We start from the raw sequence: 16,693 nt of genomic DNA, 5'->3' as shown, positions 1-16,693 counted from the left end.
GAACCAAGACCTGAAATCAGAGGAACTGCTGTGTATTGCGAGCTCGCTGTCCGAAGGAGACGAAATCGATGAACATCGGCGCAATAGGTAAGAAATTGGGCCAGCTCGTCATTGTGATCCTGATCGTCAGCTTCGGAACCTTCGTGCTGGCATCACTGATCCCCGGCGATCCTGCTGTCTCCGTTCTAGGTGAAGGCCGAACGCCCGCCGAGTACGAGGAAGTTCGGCAGCAGCTCGGGCTCAACGATCCACTCCTGGTTCGCTATTGGGACTGGCTGACCAGCGCTCTCCAGGGCGACCTCGGTAATTCGCTTGTTCCCCCGCAGCAGGACGTTCTGACTTCGATCGGCTCGGCACTGCCCGTCAGCGTTCAGTTGGCCGTGATGGGTCTGGTCATCGCACTCGTCGTCGCCGTGCCGCTCGCACTCTGGTCGGCGCACCACGAAGGCGGCGTCATCGACCGCGTCATCAGCGCCGCGACGTTCGGTGTTCTTTCCGTCCCGAGCTTCCTCGCCGGTCTGTTGCTGATCATGGTCACCGTCAATTGGCTCGGCTGGTTCCCGCGATCACAGTGGGTGCGCATCGGGGACAGCCTCTCCGGAAACCTCTCACACGCAATACTCCCGGCTATCACCATCAGCCTCCTCGAGATGGCGATGTTCACTCGCGTTCTCCGATCCGATCTGGTGACGACGCTCCGTGAGGATTACATCCTCGCTTCGAAGGCGAAGGGAATGCCCACGCTGCGAGTGCTTTTCAGTGACGCGCTCCGACCGTCGTCGTTCTCGCTCATCACGATGATGGGTCTGGCTCTCGGCGGCATGATCGGCAGCACCGTGATCGTCGAGACGCTGTTCTCGTTGCCCGGAATGGGCACGCTCATCGTCCGCGCAGCGCAGCAAGGTGATTCGCCGATGCTGCTTGGCGCGGTGGTCGTGATCGCGGTCATCTACGTCCTCGTCAACAGTGCGATCGATGTTCTGTACACCTATCTTGACCCGAGGAGTCGTCGTGTCCATGTCTGAAGTGACGCCAGACGGAGCGGCCCCGTCGCCGGCCCCGTCCGAGGTGATGACATACCGGCAGCAGACAGTCCTGCTGGCTCCCGGTCCCGTCGAGACGTTGGAACAGCCCAAGAATCTGGTCCTGATCGGATCGATTCTCACGGTGATCGGCGTTGCGCTGCTCGGCACCGCACTCTTCGGTTCGGCCATCATGATGACCGTCCGCATCGTGCTCGCGCTCGTTGCCCTGGTTTTCCTCTTCAAGGGTCTCGGCAAGCTCGGTACGTCCAAGTGGGGCAGTCAGTTCGATCTCTCGTACTGGTTGGCATGCATCTGGCTGGCCGCGCTGATCCTGGCCGCGATCTTCGCACCGCTGCTGCCGCTCGGTGAGTACAAGGACACGGTCAAGACCTTGGCCGAGCCGGGCTTCGCCTCGCCGAGCTTGCTCTCCGATCACCCGTTGGGTACCAACAACTTCGGTCTCGACCTGCTTGCCCGCGCTTTGTTCGGTGCCAGGGCATCCTTGACCGTGGCCATCTGCGCCGTACTGATCGGCATGATCATCGGCGGCACCATCGGCGTCATGGCCGGTTACTTCCGCGGCAAGGTCGACGCAGTCGTCGGAATCCTGACCAACTCGCTGCTGGCCATTCCTTCTCTGGTGCTGTTGATCGCACTGGCCGCGGTGCTCACGTCGAACCTGCGCAACATCACCCTCGCACTCTCGATTCTCTGCATTCCCAGCATGGTTCGAATCGCCAGGGCCAACACCATCGTCGTCGCCCAACGGGAGTTCGTGCTTGCCGCGCGGGCCATGGGCGCCACCAAATGGCGCGTCATCTGGCGCGAGTTGGTTCCCAACGTCCTCGTTCCGGTCGCCGCGCTCGGCCTGGTGGCCGTCTCCGGCCTGATTGTCGCGGAAGCATCACTCAGCTTCCTCGGACTCGGTATCGCACAACCTGATCCGACCTGGGGCAACATGATTGCGGAAGGCCAGGGCGGGATCGTGGAGAAGCATCCGTTCATCGTTCTGGTTCCCGGCGTCTTCCTCTTCCTGACGGTGTTCTCCTTCAACCTCATCGGCGAGAAGTATCGGAGTAAGCTGTGACCACTTCAGTTCAGAACGGCGTTCCGCTACTGCAGGCGGACAACATCAGGACCGTATTCGCCACTCCGCGTGGCCAGTTGCGAGCAGTCGACGGTGTCTCGATCCACGTTTCCGCCGGTGAAACTCTCGGTATCGTGGGTGAATCCGGTTCCGGCAAGTCGGTTCTCGGACGCACCATCATGGGTCTGCTGCAGAAGGGTCCGGCTCTGGACATCAGCGGGACGGTGACGTTTGCCGGCCGCGACATGTCGACCATGAAGAAGTCGGAGATGAAGCACTTCTGGGGACCCGAGATCGCCATGGTCTTCCAGGATCCGATGACCTCGCTCAATCCGTTCAAGCGCATCGGTACCCACATCACCGAATCCTTGAAGTTCCACCTGGGTCTGAAGAAGGACGCGGCCCGCGATCGCGCTGCGGAACTCCTGTCGATGGTGGGTATCCCCGAGCCCAAGCGTCGGCTCGATCAGTACCCCCACGAACTTTCGGGCGGTATGCGTCAGCGTGTGGTCATCGCGATGGCCCTGGCCTGCGAGCCGAAACTGCTGATCGCGGACGAGCCGACCACAGCTCTCGACGTGACCGTGCAGAAGCAGATCCTCGACCTGCTCGCCTCGCTCAACGACAAGCTCAACATGGCCGTCATCCTGATCAGCCACGACCTCGGTGTGGTCTCGGGACGATCGGATCGCGTCGCCGTCATGTACGCCGGGTCCGTCGTGGAAACGTCGGCCACCGAAGAGTTGTTCACTCGTCCACGCCACCCGTACACCGAAGCGCTGATGGCCGCGATTCCGCGACTCGAATCGCCGACGCACACAGTGCTGCAGACAATTCCGGGTGGACTGCCGGACATGACGAAGCCGATCACCGGCTGCCGCTTCGCCGCTCGCTGCCGGTACGCCCAGGACGACTGCCTGACCGGCGAACCGGCTCTGGCTCCCGGTGGTCTGGGAGACAACACAACCGAAAGTCACACGTTCGCGTGCCACTACCCGGTCGACACCCCTGAAGGCACAACGGCATTGGTCGCCAACGAGAAGGGCGGCACTACCGCAGCGGGCCTGACGCTCGCGGTGAAGGAGATGGTCTGATGACTGCAGCAACCGAAACCAGAAAGCCCGAGACGGTGGACGCGGCCCTGACGGTCGAGGACCTGGTTGTCGAATTCAACGTCGGCAAGGGGCAGACCGTTCATGCCGTGTCCGGGATCAGCTTCACCGTCGCTCCGGGTGAAACATTGGGCGTTGTCGGTGAATCCGGCTGTGGCAAGTCCACAGCGGGCCGGGCGATCATGCAGTTGCCCTCACCGACGTCGGGCTCCATTCGCCTCGGAGAGACGGAAATGACGGCACTGGGCGCGGAAGAACTGCGTCGCAGTCGCACTCAGTTGCAGATGATCTTCCAGGACCCGATCTCCTCCCTGAACCCTCGTCGCAAGGTCAAGGCTCTCATCACCGAGGGTCCGTCGATCTGGGGCGGAAAAGACAAGGCCGCCATCGAAGCTCGGGCACGCGAGGTTCTTGCCGAGGTCGGGTTGGACGCGGACATGGTGTGGGACCGAACCCCGCGCGAACTCTCGGGCGGACAGTGCCAGCGTGTGTGCATCGCCCGTGCATTGATGCTCGACCCCAAGGTCCTGATCTGTGACGAGCCGGTCTCGAGCCTCGACGTCTCCGTGCAGGCGCAGATTCTGAACCTGCTCGAGGATGCGAAGAAGCGTCACGGGCTGTCTTTGCTGTTCATCGCGCACAACATGGCCGTCGTCAAGAACATCAGTGACCGCGTGATGATCATGTACTTGGGCCGCGTCTGCGAAATCGTTCCCGCAGAAGACATGCAGAACCGCGCGCTGCACCCGTACACGCAGCTACTGCTGTCGTCGATTCCCGATCCTGATGCCACCGTCACCGCAGCGCAGAACGTCGAGCAGAAGGTCATCGAACTGCCGTCGCCGCTCAATCCGCCCAGCGGCTGCCGGTTCCGTACTCGGTGCCCGCTGGCCACGGATCTCTGCGCCGAGGAAGTTCCCGAACTTCGTCTCGTCCAGGGCGGTCATCAGGTGGCGTGCCACAACGTGTGACTACACGCGAAGCATGTTGCGTACGTGACCGGTTTCGTTGATCGACCCGACCCTGCGGCTTCCGTCCCGGGAAACAAGAATTCGCGTGACGGACACGTACTCGATCGGGAAGGTCAACGGACGCTCCAGCCCGAGTAGTTCCTGCAGAACGATATTGATGACGCCGCCGTGGCAGAAGATCGCCACGGTGGCGTTGTTGTCGGTTGCGGCTACGACGTCGTCGATCGCACCGAGGACTCGCGCACGAAAAGTGTCGCCGTCCACCGACTCGGGTAGCCATCCGGCCTTGATACGCGCATACGTTTCCGGTGCGCGTTCCAAGACCTCGTGCATCGGGATGTAGTGGGGCTGCTCGTAGTCGTACTCCGCCAGACCCTCGAGCTGGTTGACCGGAAGATCCAATGCCTGCGCTACCGGGTCCGCGGTCTCGAGTGCGCGCTTCTGCGGGCTACTGAAGAGCCCAGTGATCCGGTAGGGGGCCAATGCCGCAGGCAGCCGAAGTGCCTGCACGCGACCGGCGTCGGTCAGTGAGGGATCGGCGAAGCCTTCGGTGACCTCGGCGAGTTCGGGGAGCGCGTGTCGGATCAGGAGTAGTTGCACCCACGTCACCTTGCCATGTACAGATCGACGGCCACCACGAGGTTTCGGCCTTCGCGTTTCGCCTGGTACATGGCGGTGTCGGCGATGTCGAGCAGAGCGTCCATCTCGGCCATGGCCTGATCTACCCAGGCGACTCCGATACTGACCGTTCCGGCGAAGCCGCGGATGGATCGGGAGTGCGCCTCCTGCCTCTGTCTGATGCGTTCTGCCAGGGCAATTGCTTCCTCGAATGTGCAGTCGGCCGCGGCGACGGCAAATTCCTCACCGCCAAGTCGACCGGACAGTCCCAGTCCTTCGGTAGTGGCGAGGAGGGTGTTTCCGAATTGTTCGAGGACCGAATCTCCGGTGAGGTGGCCGAGGTTGTCGTTGATCGATTTGAAGTGGTCGAGATCGAGCATCATGACGGCGATCGATTTTCGCGCTGTGTGTTGGGTGTCGAGGAGTTCCTGCGACTGGGTCCAGAACGCATGTCGGCTCAGCGTTCCGGTCAGGGCGTCGCATTCGGCGATGCGTTGGAGTTCACGTTCAGCGCGTCGTTGTGCGCCCGTGGCGACGGCTACGGCGATGGGGGAGAGCGCCATCAAGATGACGGAGATTCTGGTGGTCACACCTTCGCTGAGCAGATGAACCGGATCGGCCAGGGCCAACTGCCCCTGGCCCGCCATGATCAGCGCCCACGCGCTCCACCCAGCCGCGAGGAGCGAAGTGCTGAACAGCGAGACGCGCATCGCGCACCACAAGAGTGCCGGCATCGGAAGCAGCAATGCGAGGGCTCCCTGCACTTCGAGGGCCAGCGGGAGGCAGGCGAGGAGGGCTGCCAGCGGCAGAAGGATCTGGGCGACCCGTCGAAGTCGCAGATTCTGCCGCACGGACGGCCCGAACGTACGACGGACGTGGTCGAACGGAGGTGCGGAAAGAAGGATGGGCAGCACGATCAGATAGGTGCACAGGTCGGCGAAGAACCAACCCACCAATTCCGTTCCCGCACCGCTTCCTTCGTGGAGTTGAGTGCGCAGCGCGCTGGCGGACCCAGCCGTGAACGACGCCAGAACCGAGACGACGAAGATTCTGGTCGTGTACTTCGTCTCGGAGATCCGCCGCGGAAAACAGCCGAGCAAGTTCGCGGCGATCAATCCTGTCGTGACGCCGACCAGATTGATCGCATTCAGTTCGAAGGCCCTCTGCACGGGGCTTCCGGTCGCAAGATCCGCCGTCAGCAGCGCGGCGCCGCCGACAGCGAGTCCGATCGGCGCAAACGAGCGTGGGTTACGAAGGAGAATGCCCAGAAGGATCGCGTTGGCGGGCCAGAAGGTCGACAGAAACCCGGGCGGACGGGCGGCGATGCCGGCGAGTGCGACAACGAGTATGGCGACGAAGATCAGCGACGAGCGCACCCGGGTTGTCGAACGATCCATGGCCAGCCTGTCGTAGAAAGCAGAAGCTGTCCGAGCCTAGCAATGATCCGGCTACTGTCCGAGTTGTACGTTGAAGTGTCATTCCCGAGGGTTCGGCTGCGTGAGGCGCCGAATCAAGTTCGCCAACTCCTCGGGCTGATCGATCATCGCGTGGTGATGCGCCGGGCGCAGGACGTGAAAACTCCCGCCGAGGTAGGTGGCGAGTTTCTGCTGCTTTGCCATCCAGGCGATGGACCAGGGAGTGGTGTGGCCAGTGTGTGCAGCGACGACGCTGAGGTCGATGTCGGGCAGTGGGTGCTTGCTCGAGCGTCGTAAAGCGGTGAGCTCCAGCGCCATATCGGTGTACGCGACGTATTCGATCATCGCCGCCTCCAGATAATGAGGTTCGCGGTAGATCTTCCTGACCCATTCGAGGGTGGCTTCGGACGACCCGCTCGGCGGCACGGACTGGTTGAGGATCTTGCGCGTCGTGGTGCCGAGGAGTCGTTGGAGCCCGGTGGTGCTGAACGAAGCCGCGGCGGCCCGGGAGGCGATGAGCAGCAGGTCACGGGGGAAAAGACGTTTCGGTTCTTTCTCGGCACTGGAATCGAGGAGCAGCATCCCCGCCACCCGATCGGGGAACAGTCGCGCGAAGCCTTCGGCGTAGAAGCCGGCGATGGAGTGGCCGACGACGACGGCCGGACCAGTCAGTCCCAGAGTGTCGAGCACGTCGCGGATCCGCTGAGCTTCGCCGCGGACGGTCGGCACGTCGGAAGACGGCTCGCTGAGTCCGAAGCCCGGGCGATCGAAGCGGACGACGGTGTGGTCCGACTGGAGATGACGCGCGCAGTCATCCCAGTCGAACCAGTTGCCCGCCAGTCCGCCGCACAGGACGACGACGGGGCCGTCGCCCTCGGCAAGAACATGCAGTCGGCTCTCGCCGACCTGCAAGATCTCGCCCGGTGGTTTCACGTGGAACAATTCCGGCACGTGAGAATCCGGACTACTGACGCGGTTTCGCGAGGGGGAAGGCCAGCGTCTCGCGGATGCTGCCACCCGTGATCAGCATGACGATTCGGTCGACGCCCATCCCGAGACCACCCGTCGGCGGCATCGCGTGTTCGAGGGCTTGAAGGAAGTCCTCGTCCAATTCCATTGCTTCTGGATCACCGCCGGCCGCAAGCATCGACTGCTCGGTGAGCCGGTTGCGCTGATCCACGGGGTCGGTCAACTCGCTGTACGCGGTTCCCAGTTCGACACCCCATGCGACGAGGTCCCACTTCTCGGCAACGCCGGGGATGCTGCGATGCGGCCGGGTGAGCGGCGACATCGAGGTGGGGAAGTTCGTGTAGAACGTGGGGAACTCCGTGTAGTCCTCGACCAGGTGCTCGTACATCTCCTGCGCGATGGCGCCGGTATCCCAGCTGGACTGGTACGGGATCTCGTTGGCGTCGCACAGCTTCTGCAGGTCTTCGAGACTCGTCTCGGGGGAGACGTCGACACCAAGCTTTTCGGCGACGGCGCCGTGCATCGTCTTCACCGGCCACTCGCCGGAGATGTCGACCTCGACCAATTCGCCGTCCGGGCCGGGTCGCATGATGATTTCGCGCCCGAACGCTGCGACGGCCGCCGCCTGGATTAGCTCGCGGCACATCCGCATCATGCCCTCGTAGTCGCTGTGCGCCTCGTAGGCCTCGAGGATCGTGAATTCGGGATTGTGTTTGAAGTCGACGCCCTCGTTACGGAACACGCGGCCGATCTCGAACACCTTCTCCATACCCGCGACGCACAACCGCTTCAGGTACAGCTCGGGTGCGATGCGGAGATAGAGGTCGAGGTTGTACGCGTTGATGTGTGTCAGGAACGGAGCGGCGTTCGCGCCGCCGTGCACCTGCTGCAGGATCGGGGTCTCGACTTCGAGGTATCCGCGACCACCGAGTGAATCGCGCAGAGACTTCACGACGGCGCTTCGAGCCTCGAGCAGTTCGCGGGCCTTCGGGTTGAGGGCGATGTCGAGGTACCGCTGGCGGACTCGGGTCTCGGGATCCGAGAGGCCCTTCCACTTGTCCGGCAGCGGGTGCAGGCACTTGCCGTTCATGCGCCACTCGACGGCGATGAGCGACAGCTCGCCCTTGCGGCTACGCCCGATGGTTCCACTCACTTCGATCAGGTCACCGAGATCGAACTCGGCAGCGAACTCCGCCAACTTCTCCCGGCCGACGTTGTCCTGGTCGACCAGAACCTGGATGTCGCCGGACCAGTCGCGCACGTCCGTGAACACGACTCCGCCGTAGTCGCGAACCCTCAGCAGGCGTCCCGCGATGCGTACGCGGGTGCCCTCCGGCGACTTCGCTGCGGCGGCAATCGTATGCGTCGGCGGATAGGCGACGGGGTAGGCGGCGATCCCTTCGTCGGCGAGTTGCGCGAGCTTGTTCATGCGCACCCGAACCTGCTCGGGTCGACGCGGACCGTTGGTGGTGAACGACGGCGCCGAGTCCGGCGGACTGCCGTCGGCGTGCAGCCCTTCGGAAGTCACCAGAGCTGCCGGCACCGCCGCATGTGTTCCGGTGTGCTTGACGACCTGGCTCGACTTGCGTCCGAAACTGGGCAGAACCACAAAGCCTTCGGCGATGGCCGACGCGAATCCGACGCGCGGCAGCTCACGGTTGTCCTCGAAGCAGAGGAAGCGCGGCTCCCAATCCGGCTGGTACTTCACGTTGGAGCGGTACAGCGCTTCGAGCTGCCACCAGCGGGAGAAGAAGACGAGCACCGAGCGCCAGATACGGAGGATCGGCCCGGCGCCGATGCGCGAACCTTCCTCGAACACCGAGCGGAAGACGGCGAAGTTGAGCGAGACCCGCACGACGCCGATCTCGTCGGAACGTGTGGCCAACTCCGAGACCATCAGTTCGACGACTCCGTTGGGTGCCGTCGGCTTGCGACGCATCAGATCGAGCGAAACGCCGTTCGGTCCCCACGGCACGAGCGAAAGCATGCCGACGACGCTTTCGTCCTCCGTGCCTTCGCCCATGACGGCTTCGACGAGGAGGCAGTCGCCGTCGAGGTGATCGCCCAGTCGGCCGAGTGCCATGGAGAAGCCGCGCTCGGTGTCGGTGTCACGCCAGTCGTCCGCGCGGATGATGACGGCCGCCATGTCCTCGGGCGGGATGTCGCGATGGCGTCGCATCCGCACGGTGACGCCGTGGCGCCTGACGCGGGTGACGGCCTGGCGTACCGGGCGCATGTCGCGTCCGTTGAGGTTGAACTCGCGGGTGCGCAGGATCGCTTCGTCGCCGAGTTGCAGGACGCTCAAGCCTGCCTTCTTGTACGCCGTCGCCCCGGTTTCGCTGGCGCCCATGACGGCTGTCGCCCAGCCGTACTGCGAGGCCAGGTCCTGCCACGCTTCGATGGCGTGCGGCCACGCTTCGGGATCGCCGATGGGATCACCACTGGCGAGGCAGACGCCGATTTCGACGCGGTAGGTGATCGCGGCCTTGCCGCTCGGCGCGAAGATGACGGCCTTGTCGCGGCGGGTGGCGAAGTAAGCGAGGGAGTCGTCGGCGCCGAAGTTCTGGATCAACCCGCGGATCGCGGACTCGTCGTTGCCGGTGAGGGCGTTGTTGGAGCGTTGCGCGCGGAAGAGCGTCATAACTGCGGCGAGTAGTGCGATGGCGCCGAGGAGACCGAGGACCGTGTTGACGAAGACGCGTGGATGGCCGTCGAACACCTCGTTGTCGACCGAAGCCGCAGCGGTGACGCGGTTCAGGGCCCAGAGGAATCGCTGGTTCTGCGGCAGGTCGCCCGGGAAGAGTTCGACAAGGCCCCAACCGATCACGGTCGCGACAGCCATGCCGCCGATCAGTACGCCGAGCGCTTTCCAACCGGCGCCGCGTCGTACGCGTGTGTAGAACTCGGGCCTCGCGGCGATGAGGATTCCGATCACGACAAGCAAAACGACAGCGGCGACGGCGTTGTTCGGGTTCTTGTCGACGATCGTGGAGGCGATGTTGGTGAGTGTGATCAGCGCGAGGTAGATCGTCAGCAGCCACCAGGCGATGCGCTTGCGACTCGCGAGGGCTGCGGCGAGCAGGGCGACGACGAGCGCCCACGACAGGCTCGTATCCGGTGCGTCGAAGTAGTAGCTGTCGATGTATTCGCGTGGGACGCGGAGGATGTGCCGCAGAACCGGCGAGATGCTCCACAGGAACACCAGTACGGAGAAGACTCCGAGGATCAATCCCGAGATATGGGGAACCTGGCTGAACCGCCCTTTGCGGAATCGACGTGCCTGGCGCGGATTTTCGGGTGGCGATTCCACCAACTCTGCAGTGGTGTCCGATACCTCGGTCAATGGTGCCATCGAGCTTCCTCTCCTACCGGTCGATCAGATCCTCACGCTAAGTGTGGTCTGTCGTGTCCAGTTTTGTGGGAGGAGGAAGATGATTGACATGACCGACAACATTCCAGCAGTACCCATCCGCGACGAAATGATTCGGCTCGGTCAGTTTCTCAAGCTCGCGAACCTCATCGAATCGGGCGCGGAGGCCAAGGAAGTGATCGCCGACGGCATGGTTTCGGTCAACGGTGAGGTCGAAGATCGTCGGGGCCGCCAGCTTCGTGACGGCGATGTCGTCGAGATCGGCGGGATGGCCGCCAAAGTGGAAGCCCCCGCCTGATCCCGCGACTTCTGACTAGCTTTCGCGAACGACGACGCCGTCCTGGTCGCTGTAGACGATCTCGCCGGGGTTGAAGGTGACGCCGCCGATTTCGATCGGCACGTTCTTCTCGCCCGAACCAGTCTGAGTGCTCTTGCGCGGGTTGGTACCCAGTGCCTTGACGCCGATGTCGAGGGTGCGCAGGATCGCCGAGTCGCGGACAGCTCCGTTGACGATGACGCCGGCCCAGCCGTTGTCGACGCCGCGGCCGGCGATGATGTCGCCGACCAGGGCGGTGTGGATGCTCGCGTCACCGTCGACGACGAGGACTCCACCGTTGCCCGGTTCGCTGAGGGTCTGCTTCACGAGCAGGTTGTCCTGGAAGCACTTGATGGTCGTGATGGGGCCGGCAAACACTTCACGTCCACCGAACTGGGTGAACTGCGTGTCGCAGCTACGGATGTCGGGTCCGATCTCGTCGGCAAGGTCAGCGGTCGCTACAGGCTCGGTCATGCCCCACAGGATAGTCGGCAGGGTTCGGGCCTAGTTGTCGTCGGGGAGTATGCCGTTCAGCACTATGTCGGCAAGAGAATCGGCAAACGGTCCCGGGTCCGAGACGTCACGAACCGACAGCGCGAAGATAGCCGCGCCCGCCATGATGTCGAGGAGAGCGTCGGCGTCGACGCCACTTCGGATGTCGCCGCGCTCCCTCGCCGCTTCCAGTCGACGGTTCAGCTCGACGCGGACTCCGGCCAGTTGCCGCACCACGAGAACGTCGCGTAATTCCGCGTTTGTGCGCACTTCGCTCATCAGTCCGGGCGCCGCGGCCCGGGTGGCGGGAGCGGCGAACAGTGCCACCGCGCCCTGCACAAGCGCGCGAATCTGATCCGCGATCGTGCCCTCGGCGCCGAGTTCGGTGTCGATGTCCGCGCCTTGTTCGACGTCGAGCACGGGGTAGATCGCGTCGTTGACGATGTGTGCCTTCGACGGCCACCGACGGTAGATGGCTGGACGCCCGACTCCCGCGCGCGTCGCGATGGCGTCGATGGATGTGCCGGCGTACCCCTTTTCCTCCAACAGTTGCCTGGTCGCGTCCAGTACTGCGTCGTCGATTGCAGGGTTTCGCTGCGGGCCCAGGCGGTGCTGAGTTTCGGAATCTTTGGACATTTTGGGCAAATCCCTTGCGGTATCGCTGTGATGGCCGTTACATTCTGTCACGGCTTTAGTCGATACATATTGTATCGACTATCGGCACGTGCGCATCGGCGCCACCGAACCACGAGGAGTGGTGATGAACCTTCGAACCGAAACAGAAACCTCAGGCGGAGATCCCGACTACGCCGAATTCGCCAGGCCCGGCGAATCCCGCAACGACCCGGCAGAGATGCGACGCAGCCTCGAAGGCTGGCTCGCGAGCGTGCTGTGGCGAGGCTCGAAACCTTCCGTGACCTCGGTCGAGGTGCCCGCCGCGAACGGCATGTCCAACGAGACCGTGCTGTTCGATGCAACGTGGATCGAGGACGGGATTCGAGCCGAGCATCGCCTGGTCGCCCGTATCGCTCCGCGAGACAGTGCGGTGCCGATCTTCCCGTCGTACAACCTGGACCAGCAGTTTCGGGTCATGAGCGCCGTCGCAGCTCATACGTCGGTGCCGATCCCGCGCGTGTACTGGTCCGAGAGCAACCCGGACGCGCTCGGCGGCGAGTTCTTCGTGATGGAACGGCGCGAGGGCGAAATCCCGCCAGACGTCATGCCGTACACGTTCGGATCCTGGCTCTCGGAGGCTTCAGCGGACGACTGTTCTCGGCTCCAGCAGTCCTCGGTCCGAGTGCTGGCGGAGTTGCACACTATGGCCGATCCACACCTGGCTCTCCCCGAGTTGTGCCGCGATGGTACCGAACCGACTGGGGCAGAAGCACTTCGCGCGCACCTCGAGGACCAGCGACGCTATTACGAGTGGGCAACAGCCGACGGACCAGGATCTCCGTTGATCGAGCGCGGCTTCGACTGGATCGAAGCGAACTTTCCCGTCGATGCCGGTTCCGCAGTGCTCTGCTGGGGTGACTCGCGGATCGGAAATGTCATCTACCGCGACTTCGAACCAGCGGCGGTCCTCGACTGGGAGATGGCCACACTGGGGCCGCGTGAGCTGGACCTCGGCTGGATGATCTTCCAGCACAGGTTCTTCGAGGATCTCGCTGCCATGGCCGGCCTCCCCGGAATGCCGGACTTCCTTCGTCGCGAGGCCGTGGCAGAGGCCTACGGCTCGCTTTCCGGCCACCAGGTTGCGGATCTAGATTTCTACATCGTGTACGCCGCGCTGCGGCATGCGGTGATCATGTTCCGAGTCCAAAGTCGCGCAGTGGCTTTCGGTCAGGCCGAACTCCCCGACAACCCGGACGAGATGATCCTGCACCACAAGACACTCGAAGCCATGCTCGACGGCACCTATTGGGAATCGCTCGCTACAGGAGATGCACGATGACACTGTCCCCGCTCGACGACTACCCGGTACATCAGATCGCCGAGACTATCCGCCACGTGGGCACCTCGGATCGAAACTTCTACGACCGCTACTACTTCAACTGCCATGCTGGCGTCGACGGCGACAGCGAGCCGCTGTTTCTCATCATCGGTCTCGGTCAGTACCCCAATCTTGGTGTGTGCGACGGCTTTGCGGTTCTTCGGCGCGGCGACGACCATATCGTCTTCCGGGCATCCCGCGCCTTGGGTGACGATCGTATGGACCTGTCAGTAGGCCCGTTGAGGATCGAGATCATCGAGGGTCTGCACCGTCTGCGGGTGGTGTTGGACCCGAGTCCCGAAGCGCCGGACCTGAGCTTCGACCTCACCTTCGAGTCCGACGGCCCCGCCAATCTCGAGGCCAGACATTTCCATCGCCAGCTCGAACGAGTCACCTTCGACACGCAACGATTCGTGCAAACCGGAACATGGTCCGGATCCCTGACCGTCGACGGCGACGTCATCCCGGTCACCCCGGAGACGTGGCGGGGTAATCGCGATCGATCCTGGGGTGTTCGACCGGTCGGCGAGGCGGAACCTCCTGGACGCAAGGCGGATCCGCCGATCGCCGGTAGTCAGAACTTCTTCTGGATCTACTCGATCATGCAATTCGGGGACTTCACCGTCGTCACGGTCGTTCAAGAGGATCAGCAGGGACGCCGAATTCTGGAGGATGCGACACGCGTCTGGGCGGATCGTTCGCGCGAGCCGGAGTGGTTGGGTCGACCGGACCACCAGCTCACCTTCATTTCCGGCACCCGCGAAGTGAAGAGCGGAACTCTGTACTTCCGGCGTCCCGGTGCACCAGGCGAATCCGACCACATCCTGGAGATAACCTGCGAACCGATTCTGCCCAACTACATCGGTGTCGGTACGGGCTACGGACTCGAGCAGGATTGGCGCCACGGGATGTGGCAGGGAGAACTGGTGGTTCAGGGCCTGCGAGAGAAGGTTTCGGACATCGAACCGTGGAAGAAGATGCTGTGCCCGGTCGATAATTTGGCCCGGTTCACCCTTGTAGAAGACGGCGTAACTCGCACCGGGACAGGACTGTTCGAGGTAGCAGTCATCGGACCCCATCAGCGATACGGGTTCACCGGAATCGGTGACGTCGCACCGTAACTCCAGCTCACCAAACCGCAAATCCCAAACCACAGAGAGAGACACTGCCACATGTCCACACGCTCACGAATGTTGTTCGCTCGCACTGCGAAGGCCGCCGCACTTGTTGTCACCGGAGGCCTGTTGTTTGCCGCTCCCGCCACGGCCATCCCGCTCGACTTGGGCTCTCTCAACACGGGATCGGTCGATCTCGGCTCGCTCGATCCTGTGCTCGCGCCGACACCGAACTTGGCCTCCGTGGCCAACTTTCGCGACGTCGCCGGCAATGACGGTAGGGGATACGCCACCGTCGACGGCTCGCACCTCAAGCGCGGCGTCATCTACCGGTCCAATGCGCTGACCGCGACCAGCGATGCAGACAAGGCGACGCTCACCGGCCTCGGACTTGCCGACGCCTATGACCTCCGCGGTTCAACCGAGATCTCCAACCCGTTCATCGGTGGCGCGGACAAGCTCCCGGACGGTGTGACGTACACGAACATCCCCATCGAGTTCAAGGATCTCACTCAGCTCGCCACAACGATCAAGTCGCCGGAAGAGGCCAAGCAGTTCTTGGTCGACACCAACCGCAGTTTTGTCACCGACCCTGTGCGCCGCGCCGGCTTCAAGCAGGTTCTCTCGGACATCGCTGCTGGTGACGGGGTGCAGTTGTTCCATTGCACTTCAGGCAAGGACCGCACGGGTTGGACCGCGATGTTGTTGCAGTCCATCGCGGGTGTCCCCGCCCAGACGATCATGGACGACTATCTGTTGAGCAACACCTACCTTCAGGCGACCAACGAGAAGATCCTTGCGCAGATCTCTCAGGCTCTGAGCCCGCAGGTAGCGACCAATCTCGAGCCGGCCCTCGGTGTCGATGCGTCGTACCTGGAAGCTGGACTCGCGCAGATAGCCAGCGATTACGGAACCGTCGACGGTTATCTCACCGAAGGTCTCGGACTCACTGCGGACACGATCGCACTTCTGAAGGCCAGGCTCGTCGACTAGTTGCGCGCCGCTAAAACGCTTGAACGAACGAGTACCAGTCGCCGTCGAACTCCTGGTATCCGATCTCGCCGTCGCGGCGGGGCTTGCCGAGATATGGTGCGCCGTCGGGTAAGTACGCCAATCCGATCGAATCGATCAGACCGCCCTCGATGTGGAAGCGGCACCCGTTGCCGACGGGCCAGACCTGCAGGACCCGGTAGACGCCAATTGTTTGGTTGTCCAACGACTTCTGGCAATCCGCGGCCACTGCTTCGAGCGAATCTTTCGACAATGCAAACGCAACACGAGAAGGGACGGACAAGGTCACGAGCGCGCCGGTGACGAGGACTATCACCGGCGCGATCGTGCTCAACCGGAGCGTTTTGTACTTCATCCAACCAATCAGGCTGAGTATCAACCACACTCCACCCAAACCGAGTAATACCGAGGCGGCGAGCGCAAAGAATGGAAAGTACACAACCGGCGGCATGAAGGACCACACGATGACGCCGCATGTGAGAGCGACAAGTACTGCGGTGACAATCGCTGTCACCTTCCACCAGGATGCCGGACTTCCACGCTCAGTTGTCGGATCACCGTCAGTCATCGGATCACCCTTGCACAAGGCAGTAATTGTGGGGTGGCAACGAATGGAATTGTTGCCACTGGTTTACGTCGAGGCCGTCGTGCGTTGAACCGAGAATTGGTCACTTTCAGCGCCGGCTATCTCTCTGATGCCGGAGGGTATGGTCGGATTGTGAACCAGGATCTGATCATTCGCCGCTACCTACCCTCGGATGAGGATGTGGTCGTCGACCTGTGGTCGCGCGCTGCCCGTGAAGCCCATCCGTTCCTTACGGGTGAGGGAACGGGCGAACGGGAGCAGAAGATGCGAGAGGTCTATCTGATTCAGGCCGACAATTGGGTGGCTGAGCACAACTCCGAAGTTGTTGGCCTGTTGGGAATGATCGGCTCCGAGATCGGGGGACTGTTCGTCGCGCCGGCGTCGCAAGGGTTGGGCGTCGGTCGGGCGTTGGTCGAACACGCCGCAACCATGCACGGCGAGGTAACGCTCGAGGTGTACACCCTCAACGATCGCGCCCGCAGGTTCTATGCGCTGATGGACTTCGAAGAAGAGGGGCGCCGACACGACGCCGAGACAAACCATGAATTGATCACCCTGCGTCGTACTGGTCGCGACTCCTCCCAAGCGCCGGCATGAGAAATACGGATCAGCC

The 16,693-nt window shown here is 62.8% G+C and carries 16 protein-coding genes; 9 read left to right on the top strand and 7 right to left on the bottom strand.

The features are described from left to right. The first annotated feature begins 68 nt into the window (after window positions 1-68). From EEB12_RS14965 to EEB12_RS14950, 4 genes are read left to right on the top strand one after another with little or no spacing between them, the layout of a single operon-like run. A complete protein-coding gene (locus tag EEB12_RS14965) occupies window positions 69-1,025 on the top strand; it encodes an ABC transporter permease (protein WP_141488032.1) in 957 nt (318 codons plus the stop codon). Then, window positions 1,018-2,112, top strand: coding sequence for an ABC transporter permease (locus EEB12_RS14960; protein ID WP_020968023.1), 1,095 nt, complete (start codon window positions 1,018-1,020; stop codon window positions 2,110-2,112). The genes EEB12_RS14965 and EEB12_RS14960 overlap by 8 nt, the downstream gene beginning before the upstream one ends. After that, a complete protein-coding gene (locus EEB12_RS14955) occupies window positions 2,109-3,206 on the top strand; it encodes an ABC transporter ATP-binding protein (RefSeq protein ID WP_141488031.1) in 1,098 nt (365 codons plus the stop codon). Before EEB12_RS14960 ends, EEB12_RS14955 begins: the two co-directional genes overlap by 4 nt. Continuing rightward, window positions 3,206-4,195 carry an ABC transporter ATP-binding protein gene (locus tag EEB12_RS14950; protein ID WP_141488030.1) on the top strand — a complete coding sequence of 330 codons (990 nt, stop codon included), beginning with the start codon at window positions 3,206-3,208 and terminating at the stop codon, window positions 4,193-4,195. The genes EEB12_RS14955 and EEB12_RS14950 overlap by 1 nt, the downstream gene beginning before the upstream one ends. On the opposite strand, the gene EEB12_RS14945 is transcribed toward EEB12_RS14950, so the two are convergent. From EEB12_RS14945 to lysX, 4 genes are all read right to left on the bottom strand, one after another. After that, entirely contained in the window at window positions 4,196-4,795 is a 600-nt protein-coding gene (locus EEB12_RS14945) for a histidine phosphatase family protein (RefSeq protein ID WP_141488029.1), read from the bottom strand. A gap of 5 nt (window positions 4,796-4,800) precedes the next feature. Continuing rightward, entirely contained in the window at window positions 4,801-6,210 is a 1,410-nt protein-coding gene (locus EEB12_RS14940) for a GGDEF domain-containing protein (protein WP_141488028.1), read from the bottom strand. Between the two features lie 78 nt (window positions 6,211-6,288). Continuing rightward, on the bottom strand, window positions 6,289-7,179 hold the full coding sequence (locus EEB12_RS14935; RefSeq protein ID WP_092765205.1) for an alpha/beta fold hydrolase: 891 nt from the start codon (window positions 7,177-7,179) through the stop codon (window positions 6,289-6,291). A 13-nt stretch (window positions 7,180-7,192) separates the two neighbouring features. Continuing rightward, window positions 7,193-10,549 carry a bifunctional lysylphosphatidylglycerol synthetase/lysine--tRNA ligase LysX gene (lysX, locus tag EEB12_RS14930; protein WP_019746266.1) on the bottom strand — a complete coding sequence of 1,119 codons (3,357 nt, stop codon included), beginning with the start codon at window positions 10,547-10,549 and terminating at the stop codon, window positions 7,193-7,195. A gap of 88 nt (window positions 10,550-10,637) precedes the next feature. On the opposite strand from lysX, the gene EEB12_RS14925 reads away from it, so the two are divergent. Continuing rightward, window positions 10,638-10,865, top strand: coding sequence for an RNA-binding S4 domain-containing protein (locus EEB12_RS14925; RefSeq protein ID WP_003943569.1), 228 nt, complete (start codon window positions 10,638-10,640; stop codon window positions 10,863-10,865). Between the two features lie 15 nt (window positions 10,866-10,880). Here the strand turns inward: EEB12_RS14925 and rraA are convergent, their stop codons facing one another. Together rraA and EEB12_RS14915 are read right to left on the bottom strand one after the other, a co-directional pair. After that, a complete protein-coding gene (gene rraA / locus EEB12_RS14920; protein ID WP_003943552.1) occupies window positions 10,881-11,357 on the bottom strand; it encodes a ribonuclease E activity regulator RraA in 477 nt (158 codons plus the stop codon). A 30-nt stretch (window positions 11,358-11,387) separates the two neighbouring features. Beyond that, complete coding sequence (locus EEB12_RS14915; RefSeq protein WP_020968028.1) at window positions 11,388-12,011, bottom strand: TetR/AcrR family transcriptional regulator; 624 nt, start codon at window positions 12,009-12,011, stop codon at window positions 11,388-11,390. A 124-nt stretch (window positions 12,012-12,135) separates the two neighbouring features. Between EEB12_RS14915 and EEB12_RS14910 the strand changes: the two genes are divergently transcribed. Genes EEB12_RS14910 through EEB12_RS14900 form a run of 3 tightly spaced genes read left to right on the top strand, consistent with a single transcriptional unit; the run spans window position 12,136 to window position 15,476 of the window. Then, window positions 12,136-13,329, top strand: a complete 1,194-nt coding sequence (locus EEB12_RS14910; protein WP_141488027.1) for a phosphotransferase family protein — start codon at window positions 12,136-12,138, stop codon at window positions 13,327-13,329. Next, window positions 13,326-14,489 carry a hypothetical protein gene (locus tag EEB12_RS14905; RefSeq protein WP_134998631.1) on the top strand — a complete coding sequence of 388 codons (1,164 nt, stop codon included), beginning with the start codon at window positions 13,326-13,328 and terminating at the stop codon, window positions 14,487-14,489. The genes EEB12_RS14910 and EEB12_RS14905 overlap by 4 nt, the downstream gene beginning before the upstream one ends. A gap of 51 nt (window positions 14,490-14,540) precedes the next feature. Beyond that, window positions 14,541-15,476, top strand: a complete 936-nt coding sequence (locus tag EEB12_RS14900) for a tyrosine-protein phosphatase (protein WP_141488026.1) — start codon at window positions 14,541-14,543, stop codon at window positions 15,474-15,476. Between the two features lie 10 nt (window positions 15,477-15,486). On the opposite strand, the gene EEB12_RS14895 is transcribed toward EEB12_RS14900, so the two are convergent. Then, window positions 15,487-16,062, bottom strand: coding sequence for a hypothetical protein (locus EEB12_RS14895; RefSeq protein WP_047889517.1), 576 nt, complete (start codon window positions 16,060-16,062; stop codon window positions 15,487-15,489). Window positions 16,063-16,212: 150 nt separating this feature from the next. Here EEB12_RS14895 and EEB12_RS14890 point away from each other — a divergent pair, with 150 nt between their 5' ends. Continuing rightward, a complete protein-coding gene (locus EEB12_RS14890) occupies window positions 16,213-16,677 on the top strand; it encodes a GNAT family N-acetyltransferase (RefSeq protein ID WP_141488025.1) in 465 nt (154 codons plus the stop codon). The last annotated feature ends 16 nt before the right edge of the window (window positions 16,678-16,693 follow it).

Source organism: Rhodococcus sp. WS1 (assembly GCF_003797745.1).
Classification (GTDB): domain Bacteria; phylum Actinomycetota; class Actinomycetes; order Mycobacteriales; family Mycobacteriaceae; genus Rhodococcus_F; species Rhodococcus_F erythropolis.
Note: the sequence above shows the minus strand (reverse complement) of the source record. Positions and strands in the feature narration are given on the sequence as shown.

What these genes read in the sequence shown, in the direction of transcription:
- EEB12_RS14910 (WP_141488027.1), top strand. Translation starts at nt 12,136, where the DNA reads ATGAACCTTCGAACCGAAACAGAAACCTCAGGCGGAGATCCCGACTAC.
- EEB12_RS14915 (WP_020968028.1), bottom strand. Translation starts at nt 12,011, where the DNA reads ATGTCCAAAGATTCCGAAACTCAGCACCGCCTGGGCCCGCAGCGAAAC.
- lysX (WP_019746266.1), bottom strand. Translation starts at nt 10,549, where the DNA reads ATGGCACCATTGACCGAGGTATCGGACACCACTGCAGAGTTGGTGGAA.
- EEB12_RS14965 (WP_141488032.1), top strand. Translation starts at nt 69, where the DNA reads ATGAACATCGGCGCAATAGGTAAGAAATTGGGCCAGCTCGTCATTGTG.
- EEB12_RS14940 (WP_141488028.1), bottom strand. Translation starts at nt 6,210, where the DNA reads ATGGATCGTTCGACAACCCGGGTGCGCTCGTCGCTGATCTTCGTCGCC.
- EEB12_RS14950 (WP_141488030.1), top strand. Translation starts at nt 3,206, where the DNA reads ATGACTGCAGCAACCGAAACCAGAAAGCCCGAGACGGTGGACGCGGCC.
- EEB12_RS14960 (WP_020968023.1), top strand. Translation starts at nt 1,018, where the DNA reads ATGTCTGAAGTGACGCCAGACGGAGCGGCCCCGTCGCCGGCCCCGTCC.
- rraA (WP_003943552.1), bottom strand. Translation starts at nt 11,357, where the DNA reads ATGACCGAGCCTGTAGCGACCGCTGACCTTGCCGACGAGATCGGACCC.
- EEB12_RS14905 (WP_134998631.1), top strand. Translation starts at nt 13,326, where the DNA reads ATGACACTGTCCCCGCTCGACGACTACCCGGTACATCAGATCGCCGAG.
- EEB12_RS14925 (WP_003943569.1), top strand. Translation starts at nt 10,638, where the DNA reads ATGACCGACAACATTCCAGCAGTACCCATCCGCGACGAAATGATTCGG.
- EEB12_RS14895 (WP_047889517.1), bottom strand. Translation starts at nt 16,062, where the DNA reads ATGACTGACGGTGATCCGACAACTGAGCGTGGAAGTCCGGCATCCTGG.
- EEB12_RS14900 (WP_141488026.1), top strand. Translation starts at nt 14,541, where the DNA reads ATGTCCACACGCTCACGAATGTTGTTCGCTCGCACTGCGAAGGCCGCC.